Genomic DNA, 23,284 nt, shown 5'->3' on the forward strand with positions numbered 1-23,284 from the left:
CATTTTTCCGTTTTCTTACCGTAAAAGGTTTGATAGTCAGAATACATATATTCCTGGTAAATATGATTTTGTGGCTTAAAAATTTTCGTTTACCTATACCTTTAGTGCATTAATTGATTCAGCGAAACGTTTTACTGAAAATAACGTTCATGCAGTCAAATACTTCAACTAAGGATTTTCAAGTAGCTAATTCTTCTGACAGAATCTTATTTAATTAAAGCTGCAAGAATCATTATCGGTATAGCGCCAATATTGATTTGAAGGAAGAATTTTCACAATACCTAAGCTGAAGCATTCAATTTACAGAAGGCCAATATGACCGGAAATTTACAAATACTACCAATTGAATTGACAGATAACAGAAGAAGTTATGAAAATAAAAGTGCTGTTTCAGAAAGATTACATTTGTTCCCAACCATTTTACAATCGGTTCGTGAATTGGATGATATAGTTTTGTTTATAACAGCATTTTCAACCTTTCAAATACTTATTGGCTTCTAGAATTATGGTACAGGAGATTGGTGTATCGGAAATAAACAGGGTTGTTTCTGTTGTTCAGGAAAAGTTTGATCTTGACTTCAGCAATTATGCAGTATCCTCATTCAAGAGGCGACTGGAGAGGCTTATAGAAGTTCGCAATTACAAGACCATAGACAATCTGATTTTCAAAATTGAAAATAATAGTTTTACCAAAGAAGAGTTTTTGCACGAAATTACTGTAAATGTCACAGAGATGTTCCGCGATCCTTCTTTCTGGAGAGCTATCAAAAAAGTATTGTCCTTCTCTCTTGAATCATTACCTAAAATCCGTATTTGGCATGCTGCATGTTCTTCTGGTGAAGAGGTATATTCCATGCTGATTCTTTTAAAGGAAATGAACCTTCTTGACAAATGTGAAATCGTAGCTTCTGATATTGATAATATGATACTTGCAAGAGCAAAGGATGGAACTATTGCTATGAGAAACATGGAGCTGAATTGTAAGAATTATGCTCGTGTTCATGACGACTATCAGGATTTGATGAAATATTTTAAAGTGGATGGAGAATATTGCAGGTTTGATAAGTCTCTTTTATCTAGAGTTTCATTTAGAAATATTGATCTTGTGAAGGCTGAAAGTACGTCTAAATATGATATCATATTTTGTAGAAATGTTATGATATACTTTAATCAGGCATTACAGTCAAAGGTGTTGAATCTTCTTCATAAGAGTTTATTTATTCATAGCTATCTTGTTGTAGGAACAAAAGAAACAATTTCTTCTGCATTGGAAGTAGCTCCAAAGTTTATCTCAGTGAATAATGAGGAAAAAATTTATAAGAAAATTAAAGATTAGTAATAGAGATAAGAGTTATTAAGTAAAGTTTGGGATTTAATTCTCCGTTTAACTCCTTCAATACTGCAAAATTAACAGGTTAAGAAGCTCTTTCAACCAGGCTTTGCTTATCTGTTTCGAACCAAATTCTGATACCCTTTCCGATATCAGATGCTGCAAATAATTACGAAATCAACAAACTATCTATATCGCTTAATGATCTTCTATACTTGTTAAAGAAAGATACACTTACTCGATCTGTTTCGTTTAATTTATAATACTAAAGACTTATTTGGAAGGTTTGAAAATCAGACAAATTTACTGGCCATTTATTGAAACCCTTATCAACAAGATAAAGTATACATGTTTCCCATGGGCATATGTTTTTCATGTAGAATAAGTGTTTGGGAATTTTATAAAAATGAAACTCGTACTTCCAGAGCTTGGAAATACTCAGAATATAGTAACAATTAATCAATAATAATTTTTATGAAATATATCTATGAAATTCACCGGATAATGTCAGACAAGAGTTTGATTCTGGTATATGAAGGAGAATTTACACAGGAGATAACCAAGTCTGTTCTGGTGATGGCAGAGAGAAATATGGATTATACCGGAGAGGAGAGTAACATTAAAAGGAAGGTTTTTAACGTTATGGTGGAGTGTCTCCAGAATATTTGCAAACATGCAGACAGTGTGCAGGAGAAGGAAAAAGAAGCCATCTTTATGATAGGAAAAGAATCTGATTATTATATCATTACATCTGGTAACTATATTATAAATTCAGACGTTCCATACCTCAAGAGCAAATTAGAGAAAATCAATACTCTGGACAAAGAAGGTCTCAAAGTGTTGTACAAGGATATGATTTCTAAAAGTGAAATTTCCGATAAGGGAGGTGCTGGTCTGGGCTTTGTAGATATAGCAAGGAAATCAGGAGAGAAACTGGAGTTTGAATTCGAACCAATCAATGATGTTTATTCCTTTTTCTCTTTCAAAACTAAAATTTCAAGAATTAAAGATCTTTAAAAATAATTTACAATTGATATGAATCCGATAAAAATTGAAGGTACAGAAGATACTCCGGCAGTTTGCCTAGATAAAACTATAGGTGTATTTGAAGTTTCGGGTAGATCCCTTCCTGAAGATGCTGCCGGTTTTTATGCTCCTATTCTTAAGTGGCTTGAAAATTATGCTGCTGATCCAAATCCCAAAACAGAATTTACTATTAAGCTTGAGTATTTTAATACAGCCTCTTCGAAGCTTCTTCTGGATCTTTTAACAAGGTTGGAAAAGATTTCCAATGCTAAAATTCTTTGGTACTCTTATGAAGATGATGAAGATATGCAGGAAGCCGGGCAGGAATTTTCTGAATTGGTAGAAGTACCATTTGAATTAAAAAACTTTTAACAAGGGCTACGGAAGTAAGTTATGAGTGAAGAAATACTTAAGGCGCTGGCACAGCTATATGCTATTATTACCAAGCAGGATACTGGTGTAAGTGAGAAGGAAAGAAACTATGTTATTGATTCTTTCCGATCAAAACTTGACCAGGTTAGGCTGAAGGAATATGTGGCTTTGTATGATGAGTTCGCCGGAATGGATCAGGATAAAAAGGACAAGCCTGAAAAACTTACTTCTGTAAAAGATTCCGTCAGAACTCTTTCTATCTGCAGAAAAATCAATAAAACGCTCGTACAGAAGCAGAAGATAATTGTGCTTATCGAACTTCTGGAGCTCGTTCGTTCTGATGGTAATTACACACCTCAAAGAAAGCAAATCATTGAAACAGTCTCTGAAAGTTTTAATATTGAAAAGAACGAACATGACTTAATTGAATGGTTCGTATTTTCAAAACCTGAAGACTTGAAAACTGAAGGTGCTTTTCTTTTTATCAAAAGTGAAGGAGAAGCATTTGAGCCTGCCCCTAACATTATATTTAATCATCACATCCTTGCCCCGGTAAGATTCCTTTTCCTGGAATCTGTAGATCTTATCTTCTTAAAAACAGAAGGGGAAGGCTTTACATTAAATGGCCTTCCGGTAAACTCGGAAGATATAAAATTATTTCCATATGGAAGTATACTTAAGTCATCTATAGGCGCTACCTTCTTTTATAGCGATATCATCAGGTATTTTATAAAAGAGGAGAATAAAAAACCTGTAACCTTTAATGTAACTGACCTTGAGTATACATTTCAGTCTGGTCGCATAGGCTTGCGTGATATCAATATCTCTGAAAGAGAAGGGACCCTTATTGGTATCATGGGAGCCAGTGGCGCTGGTAAGACAACATTGCTGAATGTTTTGTCAGGGATTGAAGTTCCATCTAAAGGGCAGGTTGTTCTTAATGGAATTGATATACACAAAGAGAAAGAGAAAGCAACCGGAATAATCGGATATATCTCACAAGACGATCTTCTTTTTGAAGACCTCACTGTATTTGAGAATTTATTCTATTGTGCAAAGCTTTGCTTTGACAAGCTTCCTGATAATGAAATTAAAGAGAAGGTTGAAAGCCTTCTGGGAAGCCTTGGGCTGGGTTATGTAAAAGACCTTAAAGTAGGAAGTCCTCTGGAAAAGACTATCAGTGGTGGACAGAGAAAAAGGCTTAATATTGCCCTTGAACTGATCAGAGAACCACTGGTTTTATTTGTGGATGAACCAACCTCCGGTCTTTCCTCAAGAGATTCTGAAAATGTTATTGACCTTCTGAAAGAACTTTCTTTAAAAGGAAAACTGATTTTTGTTGTAATTCACCAACCTTCATCAGACATCTATAAGATGTTTGATAAAATGTATATTCTGGATACAGGAGGTTTCCCAATATTTTATGGTAATCCTGTTGAAGGTGTTATCTATTTTAAGAAGATTGCAAATCATGCCGATGCTGATAAAGGGCAATGCTTCTCTTGCGGTAATGTAAATCCCGAACAGATATTTAATATTGTAGAAGAGCAGGTTGTTGATGAATATGGTAATTTCACAGGGCAGAGAAAAATTTCTACCAGCGAATGGTATTCCAGTTTCAAGAAAAATTATGATATTATAAAACAGAAGGACAGCACATTTAGTTTGCCAAAAGGCCTGGACCTTCCTACTATTACCAAACAGTCGATGATATTTTTCCTAAGAGACCTAAAAGGAAAATTATCAAATAAACAGTACCTGCTCATCAACCTTATCGAAGCTCCACTTCTGGCTTTGATCCTTAGTGTAGTAATCAGATATAAGAATACGACAAACGAGTATCTTTTCAGATTCAATGAAAATATTCCAGCGTTTATCCTGATGAGTGTAATTGTTGCGCTTTTCATGGGTCTTAGTTTAAGTGCAGAAGAAATTATCCGGGACAGGAAAATATTGAAGCGAGAAAAGCTTTTAAATCTAAGTAGATTAGGTTATCTGTTGTCAAAAATTGTCATACTTTTTTCATTTTCAGCAATCCAAACATTTCTGTTTGTCGTAATAGGTACATTTGTGCTGGACATCAAGGGAATGGGGATGTCTTACTGGCTGATATTATTCTCATCATCCTGTGCAGCAAATGTTTTAGGTCTGATTATTTCTTCCGCCTTTAATTCAGCAGTTATCGTATATATACTAATACCACTGATACTGATACCTCAGATGATTCTCAGTGGTGCATTATTCAGTTTCGACAAGCTGAACGATTTTCTTACTAATGATAAAAATAAGGTTCCATTCGTTGCAGACTTAATGATTTCAAGATGGGGCTATGAGGCGCTTGCTGTAAGTCAGTTTAAAGATAATGAGTATCAAAGTTTGTTCTTCAAAGAAGAGCAGATAAAGGCAATCTCGAATTTTCAGCTTGCTCATGGTCTACCTTTAGTTGAGGAATTAGTGAAAAAGCTTCAGGAGAAAGAGATTCGTGAGGAGGAAAGAAAGATAAAGTGGAACATAGTTCTTAATGAAATAAAAAAGAATGAAAGATTGTCTGGCATACCATCCTTGTCTCAGATAAGCGCATTAGAAAAGGCTGGACCAACAAATAATTCCCTTGAAGCTATCTTAGAAATGTTACCCACACTTGATTCTTTTTACAATAAAACAGTTCATCATGCTGTAGAGGTCATGGAGAAGAAAGGTATATCAAAATCTTCGGAATTGAAAAACAGTCATTACAATGAAAGCTTATCTGATCTTGTTAGAAATCAGAATTCTGTTGAAAGATATAAAATTTCAAAACAGGAAATTCTTCCTAAAGTTGACCTGGTGTTTTTCGCATCAAAACCTGATGGTAATTTCGGATACAGATCTCACTTCTATGCTCCTTCCAAATATCTTGGGAGTATAAAACTAGACACCTTCTGGTTTAACTTAATAATATTGTGGACGATAACCGGATTGTTCTTCGCATTCTTGTACTTCGATATACTTAGAATAATTATTGATAAATCCTCAACTATGTTACAAAAGAAAAATTAATTGTATGAAAGACAGAAGTTATATTTTACTAGCTATACTTTTATCTGCATGCAGCACTCATTCTTCCACAGATGAGAGGCTTACAAATTCCATTGATTCGGCAATTGTAGTTCCTGACGTACAGGTTTCTGACAAAACGATCCAAGGAATCATGCAATCTATTCCCTCTCCGCTTGAAATTTCTACAATGATCAAAGAATCAGGAGGAGACTATGATAGGGGAATTCTCAATAAAGTGACAAATGCATCAAATTATAACACCACATTTAAAAAATCTATCAATCTTGGTGTTTTTAGCACGGATCTTGGTTATATAAATATATATAATAAAAGTTCCGATGCCCTAAGTTATATTTCATGCGTAAAAGGAATATCAGATGACTTGGGAATTGGCCAGTTCTTTGATCTAAAAGCGTTCAAGAGGATTGCAGAAAACAATAACAATTATGATTCTCTTCTTCTTATTACGACTTCTACATTTGAAGATATTAACCGTTTTCTAAAAGAGAAAAAAAGATCCGAGCAGAGTATTCTTATGCTTAGCGGTGGATGGATTGAAGCACTGCACATTGCCTTGAAGGTACATGAAGCAAATCATAACGAAGACTTAAAAGAAAAGATCGGAGAGCAGAAAATCGTTCTCGAAAAAATTGTATTGCTTCTTTCAAACTATAAAGTTAGACCAGAGGTGCAAAGTTTGCTGACTGATCTTGAAAAGCTGAATGAGGTTTATAAGAAAGTAGAAATTAACTATACCTACCAGGAATCAGTAATGAAAGAGGTTGACGGAGTATTGGTGGTTGAAGATCAGACGACAAGTAAAGTTATAATCTCTGATGATCAGTTAAATCAAATTAGATCGATTGTTGGAGATCTTAGAAATAGAATTACCGTATAATTTTAAAGTATTAAATATTAGTTTTATGAATAAGAAATCAATCTTCCTGGTATTAATATTTTTTGCTTTTACTTCAATCAAAGCATTTTCTCAATGTAGCTCGGATGAATGTATTGCCAAGTTAGGTGAGGGATATACCTTTCTTAAAACCTACAAAATGGAAAGTGTGGGAGAGGAAACAGAACACTCATACGTATTCAGCAAGGAAACGAGTTATATGCTTGTGCTTTGCGGAAAAGATGGCGTAAGTCCGAATGTTACTGTAACGCTTTATGATTCAAATAGAAAGGAAATAGCTACAAATTATGACAAGAAGAATAATAAATATTATAATGCGATTGTGTATACAAGCAAAGCTACTGGCATGTATTATCTGCGCTATTCCTTCCAAGGGGAACAACCTTGCTGTGTAAGTGTACTAGCGTTTAAAAAATAATTTTAATGGTGATTAAAATTAACATTGATCAGGCAGATTGAAAGATCTGCCTGATAATTATTTCTTCAAACAGGATCAGAATGAACAAATTATTTGTCAGCCTCGTATTATCCTATCTGCTGGTTCTGGCACCTTCTTATGCTCAGACTGTTTATCCCATGCTTGTAAAATCTAATGAAGAGTTTCAGCATGCTTTAGGAGGTGACGGAGAAGATGAATGCCTTAATATTCTTGAAGTTAAAGATAAAGAGAAAGGATATCTTATTTCCGGTAACACCCAGGGAATTGGTGCAGGAAAGAGAGACTTTTATTTGTCAAGGATTGATAGCGTTGGTAAACTGATGTGGACCAAAACATATGGAGGTAAAGACAATGAATTTGGTGGCTTTGTTGAAAAGACAAATGATGATAATTTTGTCCTGGTCGGTTATACAGAAAGCTTTAACACGGATAACAACCAGATATTACTTATAAAGGTTGATTCTAAGGGAGCTGTTCTCTGGTCTAAAACCATAGGACTTGATCGAAGTGTGTATGCTACTACGCTGACTGTAGTAAGAGATGGCGGTTTTGTCATACTGGGGGAGACTATCAATAAAGAGGGTAAAATTAAACATTCGGATATACTTGTTACCAAGACTGATAAAGATGGTAATGTTTTGTGGAGTAAGATTATAGGTGGTGAGAGAACAGACTATGGATATAGTATCTCTCAAACCATAGACCATGGTTATATTATTGGAGGAGAAACAAACAGCTTTGGTAAGGGTGATTGGGATTTTTATTTTGTAAAGCTTAAAGAAAGTGGTGATATAGAGTGGACCAGAGTTTTCGGAACAGATTCATCTGACTATGGAAGGGTAGCAAGACAGGCTCCTGATGGTACTTTTATTCTGGGAGGAACCTGTGTAACAGGAAAAGATGTAGATATGGAAATTGGTCTTGTGAGAGTGGATGCTAATGGTGGTCTTATTTGGGCTAAAACAATGGGAGGGCAGAATGCAGAATATCTTCTTGATCTTGTCACATTGGATGAAAAATCTTTTGCGATAGCAGGTTATACGAGTAGTTTTGGGTTGAATCAGGAAGATGCATTTATATGTATCCTTGATTTCTATGGAAAGATGAAATGGATGAAGACATATGGTGGTCCTCTTGAAGATCATGGAGTGTCTCTCTGTAAAACAACCAATGATGGAATTATTCTTGCCGGTCAGACAAGCAGTTTTGGTGCAAAGGTAAAGGATGTTATGCTCATAAAGACAACCAGAAAATGGTCCAAATATCAATGTAATGCTAATGTTGTTATACCTTCGTCAGAAAAGCTTATATCTAAAGTAATGTCGGGTGGAACCCAGTCAGATGTTAGGATGAATTTATATGATGTAGATATATCAATTTCTGATGTTAAATTCTCAGAGAGAACTTTATGTGTACCTTACTAATATAGACTGGAGTGGCTATAAGTTAATTATTGAAATGTCGTAAGTATGAAACGCTTAATTAAAATATATCTCTTATTTGTGTTGTTGTGCGTTTCCGGCTCAGCTTTTTCACAAACAGAACAATTAATTCAGGTAGCTGACGAGGTATATAACTTCGGTGACATTAAAGATGCCTTGGAGATATACAAACAAGTACTGGAGCTTGATTCTATGCATGTAAAGGCTAACTACATGGCTGGTAAATGTTATATTGAGACTATCAATAAGGAAAAATCTCTGCCTTATCTGCTTAAGGCGTATGACCTGGATCATAAATATGCTGCCAATATTCTCTACCTTATTGGACTTTCTTATCATTATAATTATTCTTTTGAACAAGCTATAGGGTTCTATAAGCAATATATTGAAAAGCTCGAATCCGGTGTTTATAGTAAGGACTATAATAATAACAAGGTTATGGAGGAGCTAAAGAAAACCAACAGAAGGATAGAGGAATGTAATACAGCCCTTGTTATGGTGAAGAATCCTGTTCAAGTCAAAATTGAAAATCTCGGAAGGGAAATAAATTCAGAATTCCCGGACTATGCTCCGGTTATATCTGCTGATCAAAAGGTAATGTTCTTTACTTCCAGGAGAAAAGGTAGTATTGGTGGTAACAAAGATAAAGACAACGAGTTCTTTGAGGATGTTTATTTTTCTCATGGAAGTAATGGTAAATGGAGTGAAGCAGAAAATGTGGGAACAAAAATCAACTCCAAACTTCACGAGTCGAGTATAGGCCTTAGCCATGATGGTAAACAGCTATTCGTTTATGTAGATAATGATAAGAACAAGGGTGATATATTCTATTGTTTTATTGATGCAAACAATGAATGGTCTTCTCCAAAACCTTTTGGAAAGCCGGTAAACTCTGAATTTATTGAGAACGCAATTACAATTTCGGAAGACGGGAATACTGTAGTTTTCAGCAGTAACAGAAAAGGTGGTAAAGGAGGATTAGATCTTTATATCTCTACAAGAAAAAATAAAAATGCAAACTGGAGTGAACCTCAGAACATAGCAGCAATTAATTCTGAATACGATGATGAGTCCCCATATCTTACAGGGAATACACTTTACTTTAGTTCCAAAGGTCATGAAGGTATGGGAGGATATGATCTTTTCAAATCAGAGTATGATTCTACAACTTCTACCTGGAGCAAACCTCAGAATCTTGGCCACCCTATCAACTCTGCTGCTGATGATTTTTCAATAGTAGTGGCCGATGGTGGAAAGATTGGTTATATAGCTTCTGTAAAGAAAGAAGGTTTCGGAGATATGGATATCTACAAAGTTTATTTTGATGAAAAGCCGAAAGAGGAGCTAGCCCAAAAGACTGAAGAGAAGAAACCTGAGGAGAAAAAGACTGAAAAGAAAGTACAATCTCTTTCTCCCAAAAATGAATTGTTTAAATCTGCTCCTGTAGCAAAAAAGGAAATAATAAAAGGATTTAAGATTTCCATAAATGTATATGATGCAGTTTCAAAAGAGCCTTTAAATGCCTCTATTAAGCTGAATTTTTCTGACCTTAATGCCGGGCTTGTAGAGGCAAAATGCATATCAGGAAAATTCTCTAAAGAGTATAAAGTAAAGCCATCTTCGAATGTGGCTATTTCTGTTGATTATACGGGTTATGTATTCTCTACTGCCAATGTAGTTTTAAATGACTCTGTTATTACAAAAAACTTTTATTTGGAAAAAATTAAGGAGGGTGTCTCCAGAGTTTTGAGAAACATATATTTTGATTTTGATAAGGCTACATTAAAAAGTGAATCAAATTCAGAACTTAACAACTTATATAAATTCCTGACTACAAATACGGGTGTAAGGATAAGAATTGATGGCCATACTGACAGCAAAGGTTCTCACCAGTATAACAATTTACTGTCACAGAAGAGATCTGAAGAAGTTGTTAATTGGCTGGTATCAAAAGGGATATCCAGAGATAGGCTGTCTGCGAAAGGCTTTGGTGAAAGCAAACCACTTGCAAGTAATGATGATGAAGAAGAAGGAAGAGAGCTTAACAGAAGGACTGAGTTTGTTATTCTTGAAAATTCAAGCAAAGCGACATCTTTTAAATAATTGAAAGATGTTGTTTTGTTTTTATTTTTATTGTCTTTGATTTTGTAAATAGGTTTTGACTACTCTCGCTTTTTTTCAGGTTTAATACCAAAAATGACCAATATATTTTTTTTAAAGGTTGCTTATTGAGTCAAATAAGTCTTTTATTTATTGATAAGTGTATCTTTTATTTCTGCAGGATTTTCTCTTGAGAATGCAGTTAAATACCTTTCGACTACTTCATAGAATACTATTTCCGGCTTTACTTCATCAATAACATTATAATCGAAGCTGTTCCATTGATGAGGTCTTTCAGTCAAAATGAAATGATTGGCTAAGAAAGGTTTAATAAGCCAATAATATGAGTCATGAAACATAACAATATTCTTTTTAGGTAATGTTGTTGTATCTTTCAGATCAAAATCATATTCGTGATCTTTGAAATCCTTTTGAAGGTTAACCATTTTAGCAAGGTCTCCTCCTTCAGTTTCTTTGAAGCTGATGTTGTAATCTTTAAGCTGTAAGGGTTTTAACTCAGGGTAAACTAGTGATAGTTGATTGATGATTTCTGTATAAGCTATAAATCCACCATACTGATTCCAGTGGGAGTCTGCTTTATAGTAAAGTAAGTGCTTATTATCTTTAGCTTTGATCATGGTTTCCCTTAGATCAATTATTTTTAAATTTGAATTGCTTTTCAGATAAGACATAATCTGATCGGCAACTGTAATTCCTTTTTTATATGGAAAAAATTCGGAGTAAATTGTTTGTTTGTTAGGACACATGATTATGTAAAAGTCAATATTCCTTTTTCTAAGCCATCTTTCTTGGGCTTCAAGGTTCAGTTTGATTTTTAATAATGATGTATCTGCCAGAATTTGTTGGCCTGTAAAACTTTCAATCGGATATCCATCACCACTACCCGAATAGTATAGCCACTCTTCGGTTCCTTGAATTACAGATGGTGTAATGCTGATTTCTTTCAGAATTTTTGTTTTTACATAATAGTAGCTTCTGATGAGCTCAGTTTTTAGTGTTAAAGAATCGGATAATAGATTTTCATATTTTTTAACTGTAGCACTAAAAGTATGTTGCTGAGGCCCGTTTTCAGATTCCGGAAGTTTATAATTATTTAGTGTATTCAGAAATAATATACACGGGATGAAAAGTAGAATTGCGAATACTATTACAAGGAATAAATCACTTGCCTTATATCTGTTTTTCATTTCAATATTAAAATCTGAAGTATATAAAAGGATTGTAGGTTCCTGCAATAAGTGAAAGCATACTCAACACCAATAAGATTATCAAAACAGAAACACCTGCAAAATCAGCCGTTGTTCGCAGATTCTCACTTTCTCTGAAGATCTTGATTTTCCTTAGCTGAAGCATATTTTTAATCACAGGAGTTGAGAAGATCAATCCTGCTATGAATGCTATTATAAAATCAGTATCTCTGAAGGGAATAAAGTAGTTTTCGTTGACAGAGAATTCTGGGGTAAACATATTTTTCAGATAACTCAACGCAATATTAAGACTGTCTGATCTGAAGAATACCCATCCTATGCATATTATAATTATTGAATAAGAGTGTTTAACTAATGATGGTAACCTTTCTATAACATTTCCATAAGAAGTTCTTTCTAGTATAAGAAAAGCTCCATGCCATCCTCCCCAGACTATAAATGTCCAGTTAGGTCCATGCCACAATCCACAAAGAAGAAATACTGTAATAAGGTTAAAGTAGGTCCTTAAATTCCCTTTTTTATTGCCTCCAAGTGGTATATAAAGGTAATCTCTGAACCATGAAGAAAGCGATATATGCCACCTGCGCCAGAATTCTTTTATTGATTTTGAGATGTATGGATAATTAAAATTTTCAGGAAAATCAAAACCAAACATTTTACCTAATCCTACAGCCATGTCTGAGTATCCTGAAAAGTCAAAGTATATTTGCATGGCATAAGTAATGATGGTTATCCAGGAAATGAGGAATCCCGCTTCTGCTATGTTTTGAGCGAAAATATAATCTACTGCACCGGCAAGGTTATTTGCTATTAAAACCTTTTTGGCAAGTCCGATAATGAATCTCTTTAAGCCTGTGGCTATTTTTTTAAATGAATGTTTTCTTTCCGTCAATTGCTGAGATATTTCCGGATAACGTACTATAGGTCCTGCTACCAGTTGAGGAAAATTTGTAATGTATAAACCCAGGTTTACAATGCTTTTTTGCGACTGTGAGGATTTTCTGTATACATCTATTACATAGGATAGGGCGTGGAACGTAAAAAAAGATATACCTAAAGGAAGTGTAATTTTTTCTGCTGCAGGCATACCCGCTAATTCTAATAAGAAGTTTGAATATTTAAAGTAAACTAATAAGCCAAGATTAAATACTACAGCAAGGGTAATAGTAGTTTTAGGTGCCAGTTCGTCTGGTTTTTCCAGCATTGAGGCAAAGAAAAAATTGGCCAAAATAGAGATAAGCATCACAAAGCTATTCTGCGCTTCTCCCCATATGTAAAATGAAAGACTAGCTGCTAAGAGGAACAGGTTTTTAAATTTTCCTGGTAAAATGTAATATCCCAAAAGGCATACCGGCAGGAAAAGAAATATGAAGACAAGAGAACTAAAGACCATTGTGAATATTTGATTATCAAAGATAATTCAAATGACTCAACGGGCAAAATAAGGCATTTAGTACGGAAGAAAAATTTCCAAATGCGAATTGTTGTATTTATAAATATTTGTAAATCAGGGCTTTTTTGCTCTTTTATTGGGTAAAATAATAAATGGCTCCTGCTATAATGAGAATAAAGAATAGAATCAAAATGGCAACTGTGGTCCTGGAGGTTTTTCTGGAAGCTTTAAGCCGCACGTTTTCGTGTCTAGCGAATTTGCTTCCCCAAAGTCCTTTTACTGCGTATACAACTTTGTCAACTGTCGATTTATCTTTAACGACATAATCAAAAGCACCTGCTGATTTTACTTTGTCGACTAAAACCTTTTCTTGTTCATTGGTAAGGACTATAATATCAGCTTCCGGCTTCCTTTTTTTGATAAGTTTTACTGCATCAATTATATTAAGATCTGAATATTGTTCATCCAGAATTACAATATCCAGGTCTTTGCCGATATACATGTCCAGATCCTTGGCTATTGTATGGCCATTTCTGTGTATATTCACTTTCTCATGAAATTCTCTTTTAAGTCTTTCTGTGAGAAGTGTTGAACTCATTTCATCTTCAATCAGTAAAATGTCAAGAATTGTATCCTCGGTCATAAGTGGAGTTTTCACTTTTAACTAAGGGGAATTTGAATTGTTTAAATATTGGTCAAACTTCTGTTAGTACTTTTCTTAGCTCTCTTCTCATAATCTTATTGGATGCAGTTCGGGGTATGGTGGCAACTTTCACGATTTGAGAAATTCTGAACAAGGGATTTAACTGTGATGTTAGTAAATCCTGAAGATTTCTCTTAAGCACTCCTTCGTCTGAAACTTGATTCCTCTCTGTATAAAAGACAACCAGCTTTTCAGGCCCTCCTGTAGTAGGGGCAATTGATACTGCAGCAGTTTCCAGAATCTGTGGATGTTTATTGAGGGTCTCCTCAATTTCGACAGCGCTTATTTTAATGCCTCCAAGGTTCATTGCATCATCTGTCCTTCCTACGCTTTTATAAAATTTATAAGGACCTTCTTGTATAGTTTCAAACGCATCACCATGTTTTCTGAGTACTTCTCCTTTTGGGCCACTAGGCATCCCGTAATAATATTCATTATGATGATTTTTGTTCAAAAGTGTCTGACTCAAGCCTATTGATGGAGGAACAATAAATACTTCTCCTGTTTCATTGGCTCTTGCCGGTTGTTTGTTTTCATCTAAAAGGTAGTAATTAAGACCCAGTGCCGGAGTGGTAAACGTAGCAGGAGAAACGGGCTCACAAATTGTTCCTGTAATGTAGCCTCCTCCAATTTCTGTACCTCCGCAATATTCAATAATAGGAGCTTTAAAATCCGACATTCCCATAAGATATAAGTAATCATCAGCGTTGGATGGCTCTCCGGTAGATGAGTACAGCCTGACACTCCAGTTAAATTTATTTATAAAGTCATTTTTAATCCAGCCTCGTACTACTGATGGTATTGTTCCCATAATAGTGATACCAGCATTTTCAGCAAATTTCCCAAATTGTTCTGTAACTGCAGATCCAGTGAATAGGGCCATTGTTGCTTTATTGATTAAGGTCGCATATATAAGCCATGGTGCCATCATCCAGCCCATGCCGGTTGTCCAGGTTACTATGTCGGATTCTTTAATATCAAGATGAAAATGTCCGTCGGCCGCGCATTTGATAGGCGTTGTATGTGTCCAAGGAATAGACTTTGGTTCCTTTGTTGTGCCGGATGAGAAAAGAATATTGGTTATGTCGTAAGGATCACAGCCGGTGGAATATCCTGCATTTTTGGACAGTAGCTTTCCTAATATCGAATCTCCTTTTCGTAGATTTTTTTCATTATCCAAGGAAATGAGTATGGCAGGTGCGCAATTAGCTTCTTTAACTTTGTCATATACATTAAGCATTTTACCACCATATGTGTATTGGCTTACAGTAATAATCGCTTTTGCATTAGTCATATCGACACGCTTGCAAAGTTCAACAGGAGAAAAACTGTCTGCTACGGAAACTGCAATCATTCCAGCCTTGACAAGGGCAAGATAAATGGCTACTGCATCAATGGAAAACGGAAGATAAAGAACGAAACGATCACCTTGTTTATAACCTTTTTCTATAAGGCCATTTGCAATACGGTTGCTGTATAAATCAAGTTGTTCATATGTTATCTTTTTAATACTTTCATTCTCTTCACAACCTTCGATGATGGCGATTTTATTTTTATCAGCAAGGAAGCAGCTGTCGGCAATGTTTATCAGAGCCCCTTCCATCCATATAGCTTCCTCAACACCGTGAGATGTGTCAAGTATAGATAAATAGGGGTCTTTGAATTTAATACCTAGGCGTTTAACAGCCTTTTCCCAATAAAGTGCCCTGAAAGATGATGCCCAACTGAAGAGTTCTTTAAAATCTTGATTGTCACTTTCTGCAATCAACCATGATAAGTTTGAATTTTCGATGTCATCAGGCGATGGATACCATGCAATACCAGTTTTATTTTTCTTATAAAGTTCATGAAATATTTCCTTCCACAAATTAATTTCTTTGCGAGAAAAACGGGTACTCAGAAGGTTCTTCCACCATAAAGCCTTTTCCTCAATCTCGCCTTCTTTTTCAGAAAGAATTTGCAACTGCTCTCTTTCCTCATCATCAAGAATAGCTGAATATATTTTCATTAAATTCAGTAATAAGTTAAAACAATATTAAAATTGGTTGACAGGGGCAAAATGCTCCGATTAGATTTTAACAACAATTAAACCATTTTGTCTAACTATCAGCAGGAAAAACATTTGTTTTTTCCCTGAAACAAAGATTTACGCATTGTCGACTAGAGAGTTCAGAAATTTGTCAAACAAAAGTGGGAGTTTATTATTCTGGCTAAAAAAAGAAGTCAGTGTTTAAAAGCTTGAGAACGAGAATTATTTTCATTTTTATTTTGTTCTACAGGATAAATCTTTTGTTTATCTCCTATACAAAGTATTAATTTTAGTTCATGAACGGTTCCGAAAAAAAACTTTTTCTCCTGGACGCAATGGCCTTAATTTACAGGGCTCATTTTGCTTTCAGTAAAAATCCGAGAATAACTTCTACTGGGATTAACTCAAGTGCTGTTTTTGGTTTTACCAATTCTCTTCTGGAAGTTTTATATAAAGAAAAACCTACTCATATTGGAGTAGCTATTGACACGGCTGGACCCACTTTCAGGCATGAAAGTTTTGTTGAATATAAAGCCAACCGGCAGGAACAGCCTGAAGATATAACTATAGCTATTCCTTACATAACACGTCTTTTAGAAGCTTTTCAGATTCCTTTGATTGGTATTCCCGGTTATGAAGCAGACGATGTGATCGGCACATTGTCTTCCAAGGCGTGCAAAGAGGGCTACACTGTATATATGCTTACTATGGATAAGGATTACAGTCAGCTGGTAAATGATTGTGTTTATCTTTATAAGCCATCTTATATGGGCAATGGCCATGAGATTTATGACGTAGCAAGAGTGCTGGAAAAATTTGGTATCAAAAGAGTTGATCAGGTAAGAGATATACTGGGATTAATGGGAGATAGTGTCGACAATATCCCAGGGATTCCTGGTATTGGAGAAAAAACGGCCCAAAAGCTTATCGCAGAATATGATACTGTAGAGAATCTTATTGCCAATGCTGATAATCTGAAAGGGAAGCTTAAAGAAAACGTAGTAAATTTCGGTCCTCAGGGAATTCTCTCTAAGGACCTTGCTACCATACACTGTGATGTGCCGGTTGTATTTGATGAAGAGGTATTCAGATATAAAGAACCTCTGAAAGAAGAGTTGTCCAAACTCTTTGATGAACTTGAGTTTAAGACACTGAAGAAAAGAGTTTTTGGAGAAGAAGCAAACACCGTTCAGGTTGCTTCTTCAGGAAGGTCTAATGCAAAAGTAAATGCGAATGGCCAGATGTCAATGTTTGGAAATGCAGCCGAAGAAGTCCTTACTGAAGAGAAAGCTGAAGAAAAAGTCTTCTGTACAATAAAAGATACTGTTCATGATTACAGAGTTATTGATACTCCTGAACTTATATCTTCTTTGGTTTCTTATTTGAAAGTTCAGGATGAATTTTGTTTTGATACCGAAACCACCAGTCTAGATGCTGCAGAAACTGACCTTGTCGGTCTTGCTTTTTCATATTTTAAAGGCGAAGCATATTACGTCCCGGTTCCACAGAATTTTGAAAGGGCGAAGGAAATAGTTCAGGCGTTCAAAGACGTCCTTGAGGATAAAAATATCACGAAGGTTGGTCAAAATCTTAAGTTTGATATTCTGGTTTTGAAAAGGTACGGGATAGATGTGGATGGTCCTGTTTTTGATACTATGCTTGCTCACTATCTGATAGAGCCTGATATGCGACATAATATGGATTTCATGTCAGAATATTATCTTAACTATTCTCCTGTTTCTATTGAAGCGCTGATTGGAAAAAAAGGTGTTAAGCAGAAGAATATGAAAGATGTTCCATTAGAGGATATTGCTGAATATGCAGCGGAAGATGCTGATATTACGCTACAGCTAAAGCATATACTTCAACCTATTCTGAAGGAACAGAAAACTGATAAACTTTTCAGTGAAGTGGAAATACCTTTGGTAACAGTACTTGCTGATGTAGAAAGAGCAGGTGTAAGAATTAATCCAGATGCTCTGAAAGAGTTTTCAAAGCAGTTGGATTTGGAGTTGCTTGATATTGAAAAAAGTATTTTCAGCCGTGCTGGTTGTGAATTTAATATTGCTTCTCCTAAACAATTGGGTGAGGTATTGTTTGAAAGATTAAAAATTGATCCGAAGGCAAAGAAGACTAAGACTGGACAGTATGCAACAGGCGAAGAAGTGCTTTCAAAACTTGCACCAGATCACTTGATTGCGCAGGAGATTCTTGATTACAGAGAACTTCAGAAGCTGAAATCCACTTATGTTGATACATTACCACTTCTTATCAGCAAAGTGGATGGAAGGGTTCATACTTGCTATAATCAGGCCGTAGCTGCAACAGGGAGGTTAAGCAGCACAAATCCGAACTTACAAAACATACCTATCCGCACCGACAGAGGAAAGGAGATCAGAAAAGCTTTTGTCGCACGTGACACTGATCACTTGATTTTATCCGCTGATTATTCCCAAATCGAACTTAGGATTATGGCTGAATTCAGTAGAGAAAAGAATATGATCGAAGCTTTTCAGAAAGGGATCGATATTCATACCACTACTGCCAGTAAGGTTTACAAAGTTAACCTTGATCAGGTGACATCAGAGATGAGAAGAAATGCCAAGATGGTAAACTTTGGTATCATATATGGTATTTCTGCTTTCGGACTTTCACAAAGACTTGATATTCCACGGAAAGAAGCTGCGGATATCATAGATGCATATTTTAATGAGTTCCCTGCCATAAAGTCTTACATGGATGAGGTGATCAATAAAGCCCGCGAGCATGAATACGTTGAGACTATTTTGGGGAGGAGAAGGTATTTAAGAGATATTAATTCCAGGAACATTACTCAAAGGGGGTATGCTGAACGAAACGCTATTAACGCCCCTATTCAAGGAAGTGCAGCAGATATGATAAAAGTCGCAATGATCAATATCCATAATTGGATGAAACAGGAGAAGCTTAAATCTCGCATGATTATGCAGGTCCACGATGAACTTGTTTTTGATGCGCATAAGTCAGAGATCGATATGTTGAAGTTGAAGGTGGAAGAGTTCATGAAGACAGCCTTGTCTATGTCAGTGCCAATGGAAATTGGAATAGGTGTAGGAGAAAACTGGCTTGAAGCACATTAATGGACATGAATGTCCCAATAGTGTAAAGTCTCTTAGTTTAAAATCAGGAAATAGATATAACTACAAAGTTCTCTTGGAAATACAATCAGGAGAATTTCTCAAAAGATGAATAAAATAGTAAAGTTAAAGCCAAAGAAAGAAAAGGCTGTGTTGAACAAACATCCCTGGGTCTTTTCTGGTGCAGTGGCTAAGGCAAATGCGAAAGATGGTGATATTGTCGAAGTTGTAGATGCAGAAAACAGATTCCTTGCCTATGGGTTTTATTCCTCAGAGAGCCAGATAATATGTCGATTGTTTGAGTGGGATAAAAGTAACAATAAATTTGATGAAGCTTATTGGAGTGCTAAAATTGATAAGGCAATTCAGTTAAGAAAATCCATTATTGATTTTACATCAACAAATGCTTATCGCTTACTTCATGCTGAAGGTGATTTTTTACCAGGTCTTATAGCAGATGTTTATAAGGATACTCTGGTATTGCAGATCAGCATTACCGGTATTGAACAAAGAAAAGATTTATTTTTTGAGATTTTCAGAAAGACTGGTTACTCTTCTATTTATCTCAGGTCAAGTGGAAGTTCAAAGAAGAATCTGGATGTAAAGTCTGAGGGTGTTTGGATTGCGGGAGAAGATCAAGGGCCATTTGAGGTTATGGAAAATGGACTTAAGTTTATGGTAGATGTGGTCGAAGGTCAGAAGACAGGTTTTTTCCTTGATCAACGTGATAACCGGGAGCTGGTAAAACGATTTTCCTCAAATAAGAAAGTTCTAAACGCATTTAGTTATACCGGTGGATTCTCTGTTTATGCACAGGCAGGAGGAGCAGAGGAAGTACATTCTCTTGATATTTCAGCAGATGCTGTAAAGGGAGCTGAAGAAAATGTTTTGTTAAACTTTCCAACTGCTTCTCATAAGTCTATTGCAAAAGATTGCTTCGAGTATCTGAAAGATATGCCGGAGAATTATTATGATCTGATCATTCTGGATCCTCCTGCATTTGCTAAGTCTGCGGCGGCAGTGGACAGAGCGGCAAGAGGTTATAAAGACATAAATATGCGGGCATTCAGAAAAATTAAAAAGGGAGGAATGCTTTTAACTTATTCATGTTCACAACACATCACGAAAGATTTATTTCAAAAGATTATTTTTGGAGCTGCTGCTGATTCCGGAAGGAATGTGAGAATTCTTTTTCAGTTGCATCAGCCTGCCGATCACCCAGTTAATCTTTATCACCCGGAAGGGGAATACCTGAAGGGTCTTGCATTATGGGTGGAGTAGCTTGTTGCTACTCCCCAAAGACAGTTACAGTAACTTCTCTTCCCGAAGCATGATCACGATGTTCGCATAGATATATCCCCTGCCAGGTACCAAGACTAAAACGCCCTTCTGTAACAGGAATGCTTATTGAACTGCCCATTAGGGATGCTTTTATATGAGCAGGCATATCATCCGGTCCTTCAAGAGTATGTTTATAGTAAGGTGCATTTTCGGGTACCATTTTGTTGAAATGACTTTCAAAGTCTTGCCGAACTGTTGGATCGGCGTTTTCATTAATGGTAAGACTGGCTGAGGTATGGTGAATAAAGATGTGAGCCAATCCTGCAGAAACAGTTTTCAATTCAGGAATTTGAGATTCAATTTTATTGGTGATTAAATGGAATCCCCTTTTAAATGCAGGAAGAACAAATGTCTTTTGGATACATTTCATAATAACAGGATGAATATTACTTCTTGATGAGTAAAAAGTGCCTTTTAAGCCTAAAATTTTTATGGGGTAATTATAGCGGAAATTTGATTTCGTTAGACGAAAATAAATGTAATTTTTTATCGGTATCTCGTAAATGATGTTTAAACTCTTTTAACAAAAACTCCTTCTGTTTGTTTACTATACCGATGAAATGGGGCAGACCTTATATTTTTGCGATACTGTTGTTTTTCTTCGGATGTCAGCATAATCATTTAAATCAGAATGGTAATCCATGGGTTCCTAATGCAGAACTTTATGGGCTGTGGAGTGGTAGCTGGCCTTGCTCTGATTGTGATGTTATGGCATATAAGCTCTTAATTCAAAGATCCGGATTATTCAGGGAAGAATCTGTGATGATCAATGGAAAAGGTAGTTTAGAAGTTTTGGAGGGCACCTGGCAAATGAATAATGATTCTCTTCTTGTCTTAAACAAGATGAATGGAGGTAAAGCAAAGTTTTTATTAAAGGGTAATCAGCTTGGCCTTCTTAATGAACAAGGTTTTTCAGTAAGAAATCAGTATATTTTATACAAATCATCAGATGCTGAAATCAGACTTGAGGAGAGTGAAAGAATGCGTAAGAGTGGAATCGATTTTATTACGGACCCGGATGAAAAGTGGAAGCTTACCATAGACTTTGATAAAGAAGCGATTTTTCATTTTCCTGATGGAGAAACAATAAAGTCAGCTCTTAATGATAAAATCGATCCTGATCGCAATAGCTGGAAATTCTCTGGTTCTTCTAAGGGATCTTTTCTTTCAATTGAACTTACCAAAGATATTTGTTCAGATAGTATTTCCGGAGAATCTATCCCATATAAAGTTTTAATAGCCGCTGAAGGATTGAAAAACAAAGGTGTTTCAAAATTTTCCGGATGCGGGAGTTTTTTGGGAGATTGGCGTCTTCATGATATATGGGCTCTAAGATCTTTTAATGGTAAAGAAATCGATGCCGCAAATTTTGATAAAGGTATTCCTTACCTGGAATTTAATATCAGAGAAGGGAAAATTTTCGGAAATGCTGGTTGCAATGCAAGCAGTGGAAGTTTTATCCAGAGTAAAAGCATTATAGCAATCGGATCTATTGCTTCCTCTAAAATGCTTTGCAATGCTTATTCCTTCGAACAGGACTTTCTGAGAACTCTTTCACGAAAAAATTTTAAATATAAATTCGACGGATTAAAGCTTACTTTATCCGACGAGAAGAATGTTCTTGAGTTTTCAAAAGTTGATTAAAGCTCGCACAGTTGTTTTTTGTGGTTTAAGAAATCTTCCCAGATATCCCTTAAAATTTGACCTGCAGGTTTAATGTCTTTGATTTGAGCAGAAACCTGACCTATTTCAAGTTCCCCTTCATTAAGATCTCCTTCAAATATACCTTTCTTGGCTCTGCCTTTGGCAAGTAAATTTTTTAGAGAGACAGGATCTGCCCCACTTTCTTCTGCGTGTTTTACTTCCTCATAAAATTTATTTTTAAGTAATCTCACCGGTGTCACGGACTTGAGTGTCAAGACTGTTTCTCCTTCAGTAGAATTTGTAACTCTGTTTTTAAAATTGATGTGTGCTGAAGATTCTTCACTAATTGCAAACCTGCTTCCTATTTGTACACCCTCTGCACCTAAAGCCATAGCCGCCAGTAGGCCTCTGCCTGTTGCTATTCCACCCGCCGCTATGACTGGGATTTTTACTGATTCTTTAACCATTGGTATCAGGCAAAAGGTTGTTGTTTCTTCACGACCATTATGACCGCCAGCTTCAAAACCTTCGGCTACTACCGCATCCACTCCTGCATCTTCAGATTTTTTGGCAAATTTGACACTCGATACTACATGAACTACTTTAATACCATTCTCTTTTAAAGTTTTTGTCCATGTAGAGGGATTACCAGCTGAAGTGAATACAATTTTAATCTCTTCCTCAATAATGATCTTAATAATTTTGTCAATATCCGGATAAAGTAGGGGGACATTCACCCCAAATGGTCGATTCGTAGCTTGCTTGCATTTAACTAAATGTTCTTTTAACACCTCTGGATACATAGATCCTGCACCTATCAATCCAAGACCACCTGCATTACTTACCGCGGAAGCAAGCTTCCAGCCACTGCACCAAACCATTCCTGCTTGTATTATCGGATATTCAATTTCGAATAATTGATTGACTCTATTCATTGGTAAGAAATTATTTGATTGGAAAAATACAATATATTTTCTATTCTAATATTTTAATTTTTGGTTTTATGTATGGTGTTGATTTTAAGCGTTTTCGATGATTAATAAATTAGTCGATATATAGATAAAATTTTTAAATGCCTTTTGTTTGCAAGCATGAAAAAAATTGTTAAGGTTATCAACACTGGTTGTTGCCGGATGAAAGGTTAAAAGTTGCTGATATTCAGTTA

General features: G+C 35.7%; 18 protein-coding genes. 12 read left to right on the forward strand and 6 right to left on the reverse strand.

All coding sequences use genetic code 11. From position 1 onward, the window contains the following. Positions 1 to 315 precede the first annotated feature (315 nt). From MYP_RS21250 to MYP_RS21290, 9 genes are all read left to right on the forward strand, one after another. Positions 316 to 501, forward strand: coding sequence for a hypothetical protein (locus MYP_RS21250; RefSeq protein ID WP_045468042.1), 186 nt, complete (start codon positions 316 to 318; stop codon positions 499 to 501). Between the two features lie 4 nt (positions 502 to 505). Beyond that, positions 506 to 1,336: a CheR family methyltransferase gene (locus MYP_RS21255; RefSeq protein ID WP_045468045.1), complete on the forward strand. Its 831-nt coding sequence runs from the start codon at positions 506 to 508 to the stop codon at positions 1,334 to 1,336. A 468-nt stretch (positions 1,337 to 1,804) separates the two neighbouring features. Then, entirely contained in the window at positions 1,805 to 2,347 is a 543-nt protein-coding gene (locus tag MYP_RS21260; protein WP_045468048.1) for a SiaB family protein kinase, read from the forward strand. 18 nt (positions 2,348 to 2,365) lie between these two features. Further along, entirely contained in the window at positions 2,366 to 2,728 is a 363-nt protein-coding gene (locus MYP_RS21265) for a DUF1987 domain-containing protein (protein ID WP_045468051.1), read from the forward strand. A 21-nt stretch (positions 2,729 to 2,749) separates the two neighbouring features. Beyond that, a complete protein-coding gene (locus tag MYP_RS21270) occupies positions 2,750 to 5,767 on the forward strand; it encodes an ATP-binding cassette domain-containing protein (RefSeq protein ID WP_045468054.1) in 3,018 nt (1,005 codons plus the stop codon). Positions 5,768 to 5,771: 4 nt separating this feature from the next. Continuing rightward, positions 5,772 to 6,665: a hypothetical protein gene (locus MYP_RS21275; protein WP_045468320.1), complete on the forward strand. Its 894-nt coding sequence runs from the start codon at positions 5,772 to 5,774 to the stop codon at positions 6,663 to 6,665. 25 nt (positions 6,666 to 6,690) lie between these two features. After that, positions 6,691 to 7,101 carry a hypothetical protein gene (locus MYP_RS21280; RefSeq protein WP_045468056.1) on the forward strand — a complete coding sequence of 137 codons (411 nt, stop codon included), beginning with the start codon at positions 6,691 to 6,693 and terminating at the stop codon, positions 7,099 to 7,101. Between the two features lie 80 nt (positions 7,102 to 7,181). Further along, entirely contained in the window at positions 7,182 to 8,546 is a 1,365-nt protein-coding gene (locus tag MYP_RS21285) for a hypothetical protein (RefSeq protein WP_045468058.1), read from the forward strand. A 45-nt stretch (positions 8,547 to 8,591) separates the two neighbouring features. After that, the gene (locus MYP_RS21290; protein WP_045468060.1) at positions 8,592 to 10,667 is read left to right on the forward strand and encodes an OmpA family protein; all 2,076 of its coding nucleotides are present in this window, start codon (positions 8,592 to 8,594) and stop codon (positions 10,665 to 10,667) included. Positions 10,668 to 10,810: 143 nt separating this feature from the next. Here the strand turns inward: MYP_RS21290 and MYP_RS21295 are convergent, their stop codons facing one another. The 4 genes from MYP_RS21295 to MYP_RS21310 form a co-directional block, all read right to left on the reverse strand. Then, entirely contained in the window at positions 10,811 to 11,872 is a 1,062-nt protein-coding gene (locus MYP_RS21295; protein WP_156140776.1) for an alginate O-acetyltransferase AlgX-related protein, read from the reverse strand. Positions 11,873 to 11,879: 7 nt separating this feature from the next. Next, the gene (locus MYP_RS21300) at positions 11,880 to 13,286 is read right to left on the reverse strand and encodes an MBOAT family O-acyltransferase (protein WP_045468066.1); all 1,407 of its coding nucleotides are present in this window, start codon (positions 13,284 to 13,286) and stop codon (positions 11,880 to 11,882) included. 133 nt (positions 13,287 to 13,419) lie between these two features. Then, complete coding sequence (locus tag MYP_RS21305) at positions 13,420 to 13,929, reverse strand: response regulator (protein WP_156140777.1); 510 nt, start codon at positions 13,927 to 13,929, stop codon at positions 13,420 to 13,422. 52 nt (positions 13,930 to 13,981) lie between these two features. Then, complete coding sequence (locus MYP_RS21310) at positions 13,982 to 15,997, reverse strand: AMP-binding protein (RefSeq protein ID WP_052430418.1); 2,016 nt, start codon at positions 15,995 to 15,997, stop codon at positions 13,982 to 13,984. A gap of 317 nt (positions 15,998 to 16,314) precedes the next feature. Between MYP_RS21310 and polA the strand changes: the two genes are divergently transcribed. Together polA and MYP_RS21320 are read left to right on the forward strand one after the other, a co-directional pair. Further along, on the forward strand, positions 16,315 to 19,137 hold the full coding sequence (gene polA, locus MYP_RS21315; RefSeq protein ID WP_045468073.1) for a DNA polymerase I: 2,823 nt from the start codon (positions 16,315 to 16,317) through the stop codon (positions 19,135 to 19,137). A gap of 105 nt (positions 19,138 to 19,242) precedes the next feature. Next, positions 19,243 to 20,415, forward strand: a complete 1,173-nt coding sequence (locus MYP_RS21320; protein ID WP_045468076.1) for a class I SAM-dependent rRNA methyltransferase — start codon at positions 19,243 to 19,245, stop codon at positions 20,413 to 20,415. 7 nt (positions 20,416 to 20,422) lie between these two features. Here MYP_RS21320 and MYP_RS21325 read toward each other — a convergent pair whose 3' ends face one another. Beyond that, entirely contained in the window at positions 20,423 to 20,845 is a 423-nt protein-coding gene (locus MYP_RS21325; RefSeq protein WP_045468079.1) for a secondary thiamine-phosphate synthase enzyme YjbQ, read from the reverse strand. Between the two features lie 185 nt (positions 20,846 to 21,030). Here MYP_RS21325 and MYP_RS21330 point away from each other — a divergent pair, with 185 nt between their 5' ends. Next, positions 21,031 to 22,119 carry an META domain-containing protein gene (locus MYP_RS21330; RefSeq protein ID WP_045468082.1) on the forward strand — a complete coding sequence of 363 codons (1,089 nt, stop codon included), beginning with the start codon at positions 21,031 to 21,033 and terminating at the stop codon, positions 22,117 to 22,119. On the opposite strand, the gene MYP_RS21335 is transcribed toward MYP_RS21330, so the two are convergent. Next, a complete protein-coding gene (locus MYP_RS21335; RefSeq protein ID WP_045468085.1) occupies positions 22,116 to 23,054 on the reverse strand; it encodes an NAD(P)H-dependent flavin oxidoreductase in 939 nt (312 codons plus the stop codon). The two genes, MYP_RS21330 and MYP_RS21335, sit on opposite strands and share 4 nt — an antisense overlap. Positions 23,055 to 23,284: the final 230 nt, after the last annotated feature.

The organism is Sporocytophaga myxococcoides, from assembly GCF_000775915.1.
Lineage (GTDB): Bacteria > Bacteroidota > Bacteroidia > Cytophagales > Cytophagaceae > Sporocytophaga > Sporocytophaga myxococcoides_A.

What these genes read in the sequence shown, in the direction of transcription:
- MYP_RS21250 (WP_045468042.1), top strand. Translation starts at nt 316, where the DNA reads ATGACCGGAAATTTACAAATACTACCAATTGAATTGACAGATAACAGA.
- MYP_RS21255 (WP_045468045.1), top strand. Translation starts at nt 506, where the DNA reads ATGGTACAGGAGATTGGTGTATCGGAAATAAACAGGGTTGTTTCTGTT.
- MYP_RS21260 (WP_045468048.1), top strand. Translation starts at nt 1,805, where the DNA reads ATGAAATATATCTATGAAATTCACCGGATAATGTCAGACAAGAGTTTG.
- MYP_RS21265 (WP_045468051.1), top strand. Translation starts at nt 2,366, where the DNA reads ATGAATCCGATAAAAATTGAAGGTACAGAAGATACTCCGGCAGTTTGC.
- MYP_RS21270 (WP_045468054.1), top strand. Translation starts at nt 2,750, where the DNA reads ATGAGTGAAGAAATACTTAAGGCGCTGGCACAGCTATATGCTATTATT.
- MYP_RS21275 (WP_045468320.1), top strand. Translation starts at nt 5,772, where the DNA reads ATGAAAGACAGAAGTTATATTTTACTAGCTATACTTTTATCTGCATGC.
- MYP_RS21280 (WP_045468056.1), top strand. Translation starts at nt 6,691, where the DNA reads ATGAATAAGAAATCAATCTTCCTGGTATTAATATTTTTTGCTTTTACT.
- MYP_RS21285 (WP_045468058.1), top strand. Translation starts at nt 7,182, where the DNA reads ATGAACAAATTATTTGTCAGCCTCGTATTATCCTATCTGCTGGTTCTG.
- MYP_RS21290 (WP_045468060.1), top strand. Translation starts at nt 8,592, where the DNA reads ATGAAACGCTTAATTAAAATATATCTCTTATTTGTGTTGTTGTGCGTT.
- MYP_RS21295 (WP_156140776.1), bottom strand. Translation starts at nt 11,872, where the DNA reads ATGAAAAACAGATATAAGGCAAGTGATTTATTCCTTGTAATAGTATTC.
- MYP_RS21300 (WP_045468066.1), bottom strand. Translation starts at nt 13,286, where the DNA reads ATGGTCTTTAGTTCTCTTGTCTTCATATTTCTTTTCCTGCCGGTATGC.
- MYP_RS21305 (WP_156140777.1), bottom strand. Translation starts at nt 13,929, where the DNA reads ATGACCGAGGATACAATTCTTGACATTTTACTGATTGAAGATGAAATG.
- MYP_RS21310 (WP_052430418.1), bottom strand. Translation starts at nt 15,997, where the DNA reads ATGAAAATATATTCAGCTATTCTTGATGATGAGGAAAGAGAGCAGTTG.
- polA (WP_045468073.1), top strand. Translation starts at nt 16,315, where the DNA reads ATGAACGGTTCCGAAAAAAAACTTTTTCTCCTGGACGCAATGGCCTTA.
- MYP_RS21320 (WP_045468076.1), top strand. Translation starts at nt 19,243, where the DNA reads ATGAATAAAATAGTAAAGTTAAAGCCAAAGAAAGAAAAGGCTGTGTTG.
- MYP_RS21325 (WP_045468079.1), bottom strand. Translation starts at nt 20,845, where the DNA reads ATGAAATGTATCCAAAAGACATTTGTTCTTCCTGCATTTAAAAGGGGA.
- MYP_RS21330 (WP_045468082.1), top strand. Translation starts at nt 21,031, where the DNA reads ATGAAATGGGGCAGACCTTATATTTTTGCGATACTGTTGTTTTTCTTC.
- MYP_RS21335 (WP_045468085.1), bottom strand. Translation starts at nt 23,054, where the DNA reads ATGAATAGAGTCAATCAATTATTCGAAATTGAATATCCGATAATACAA.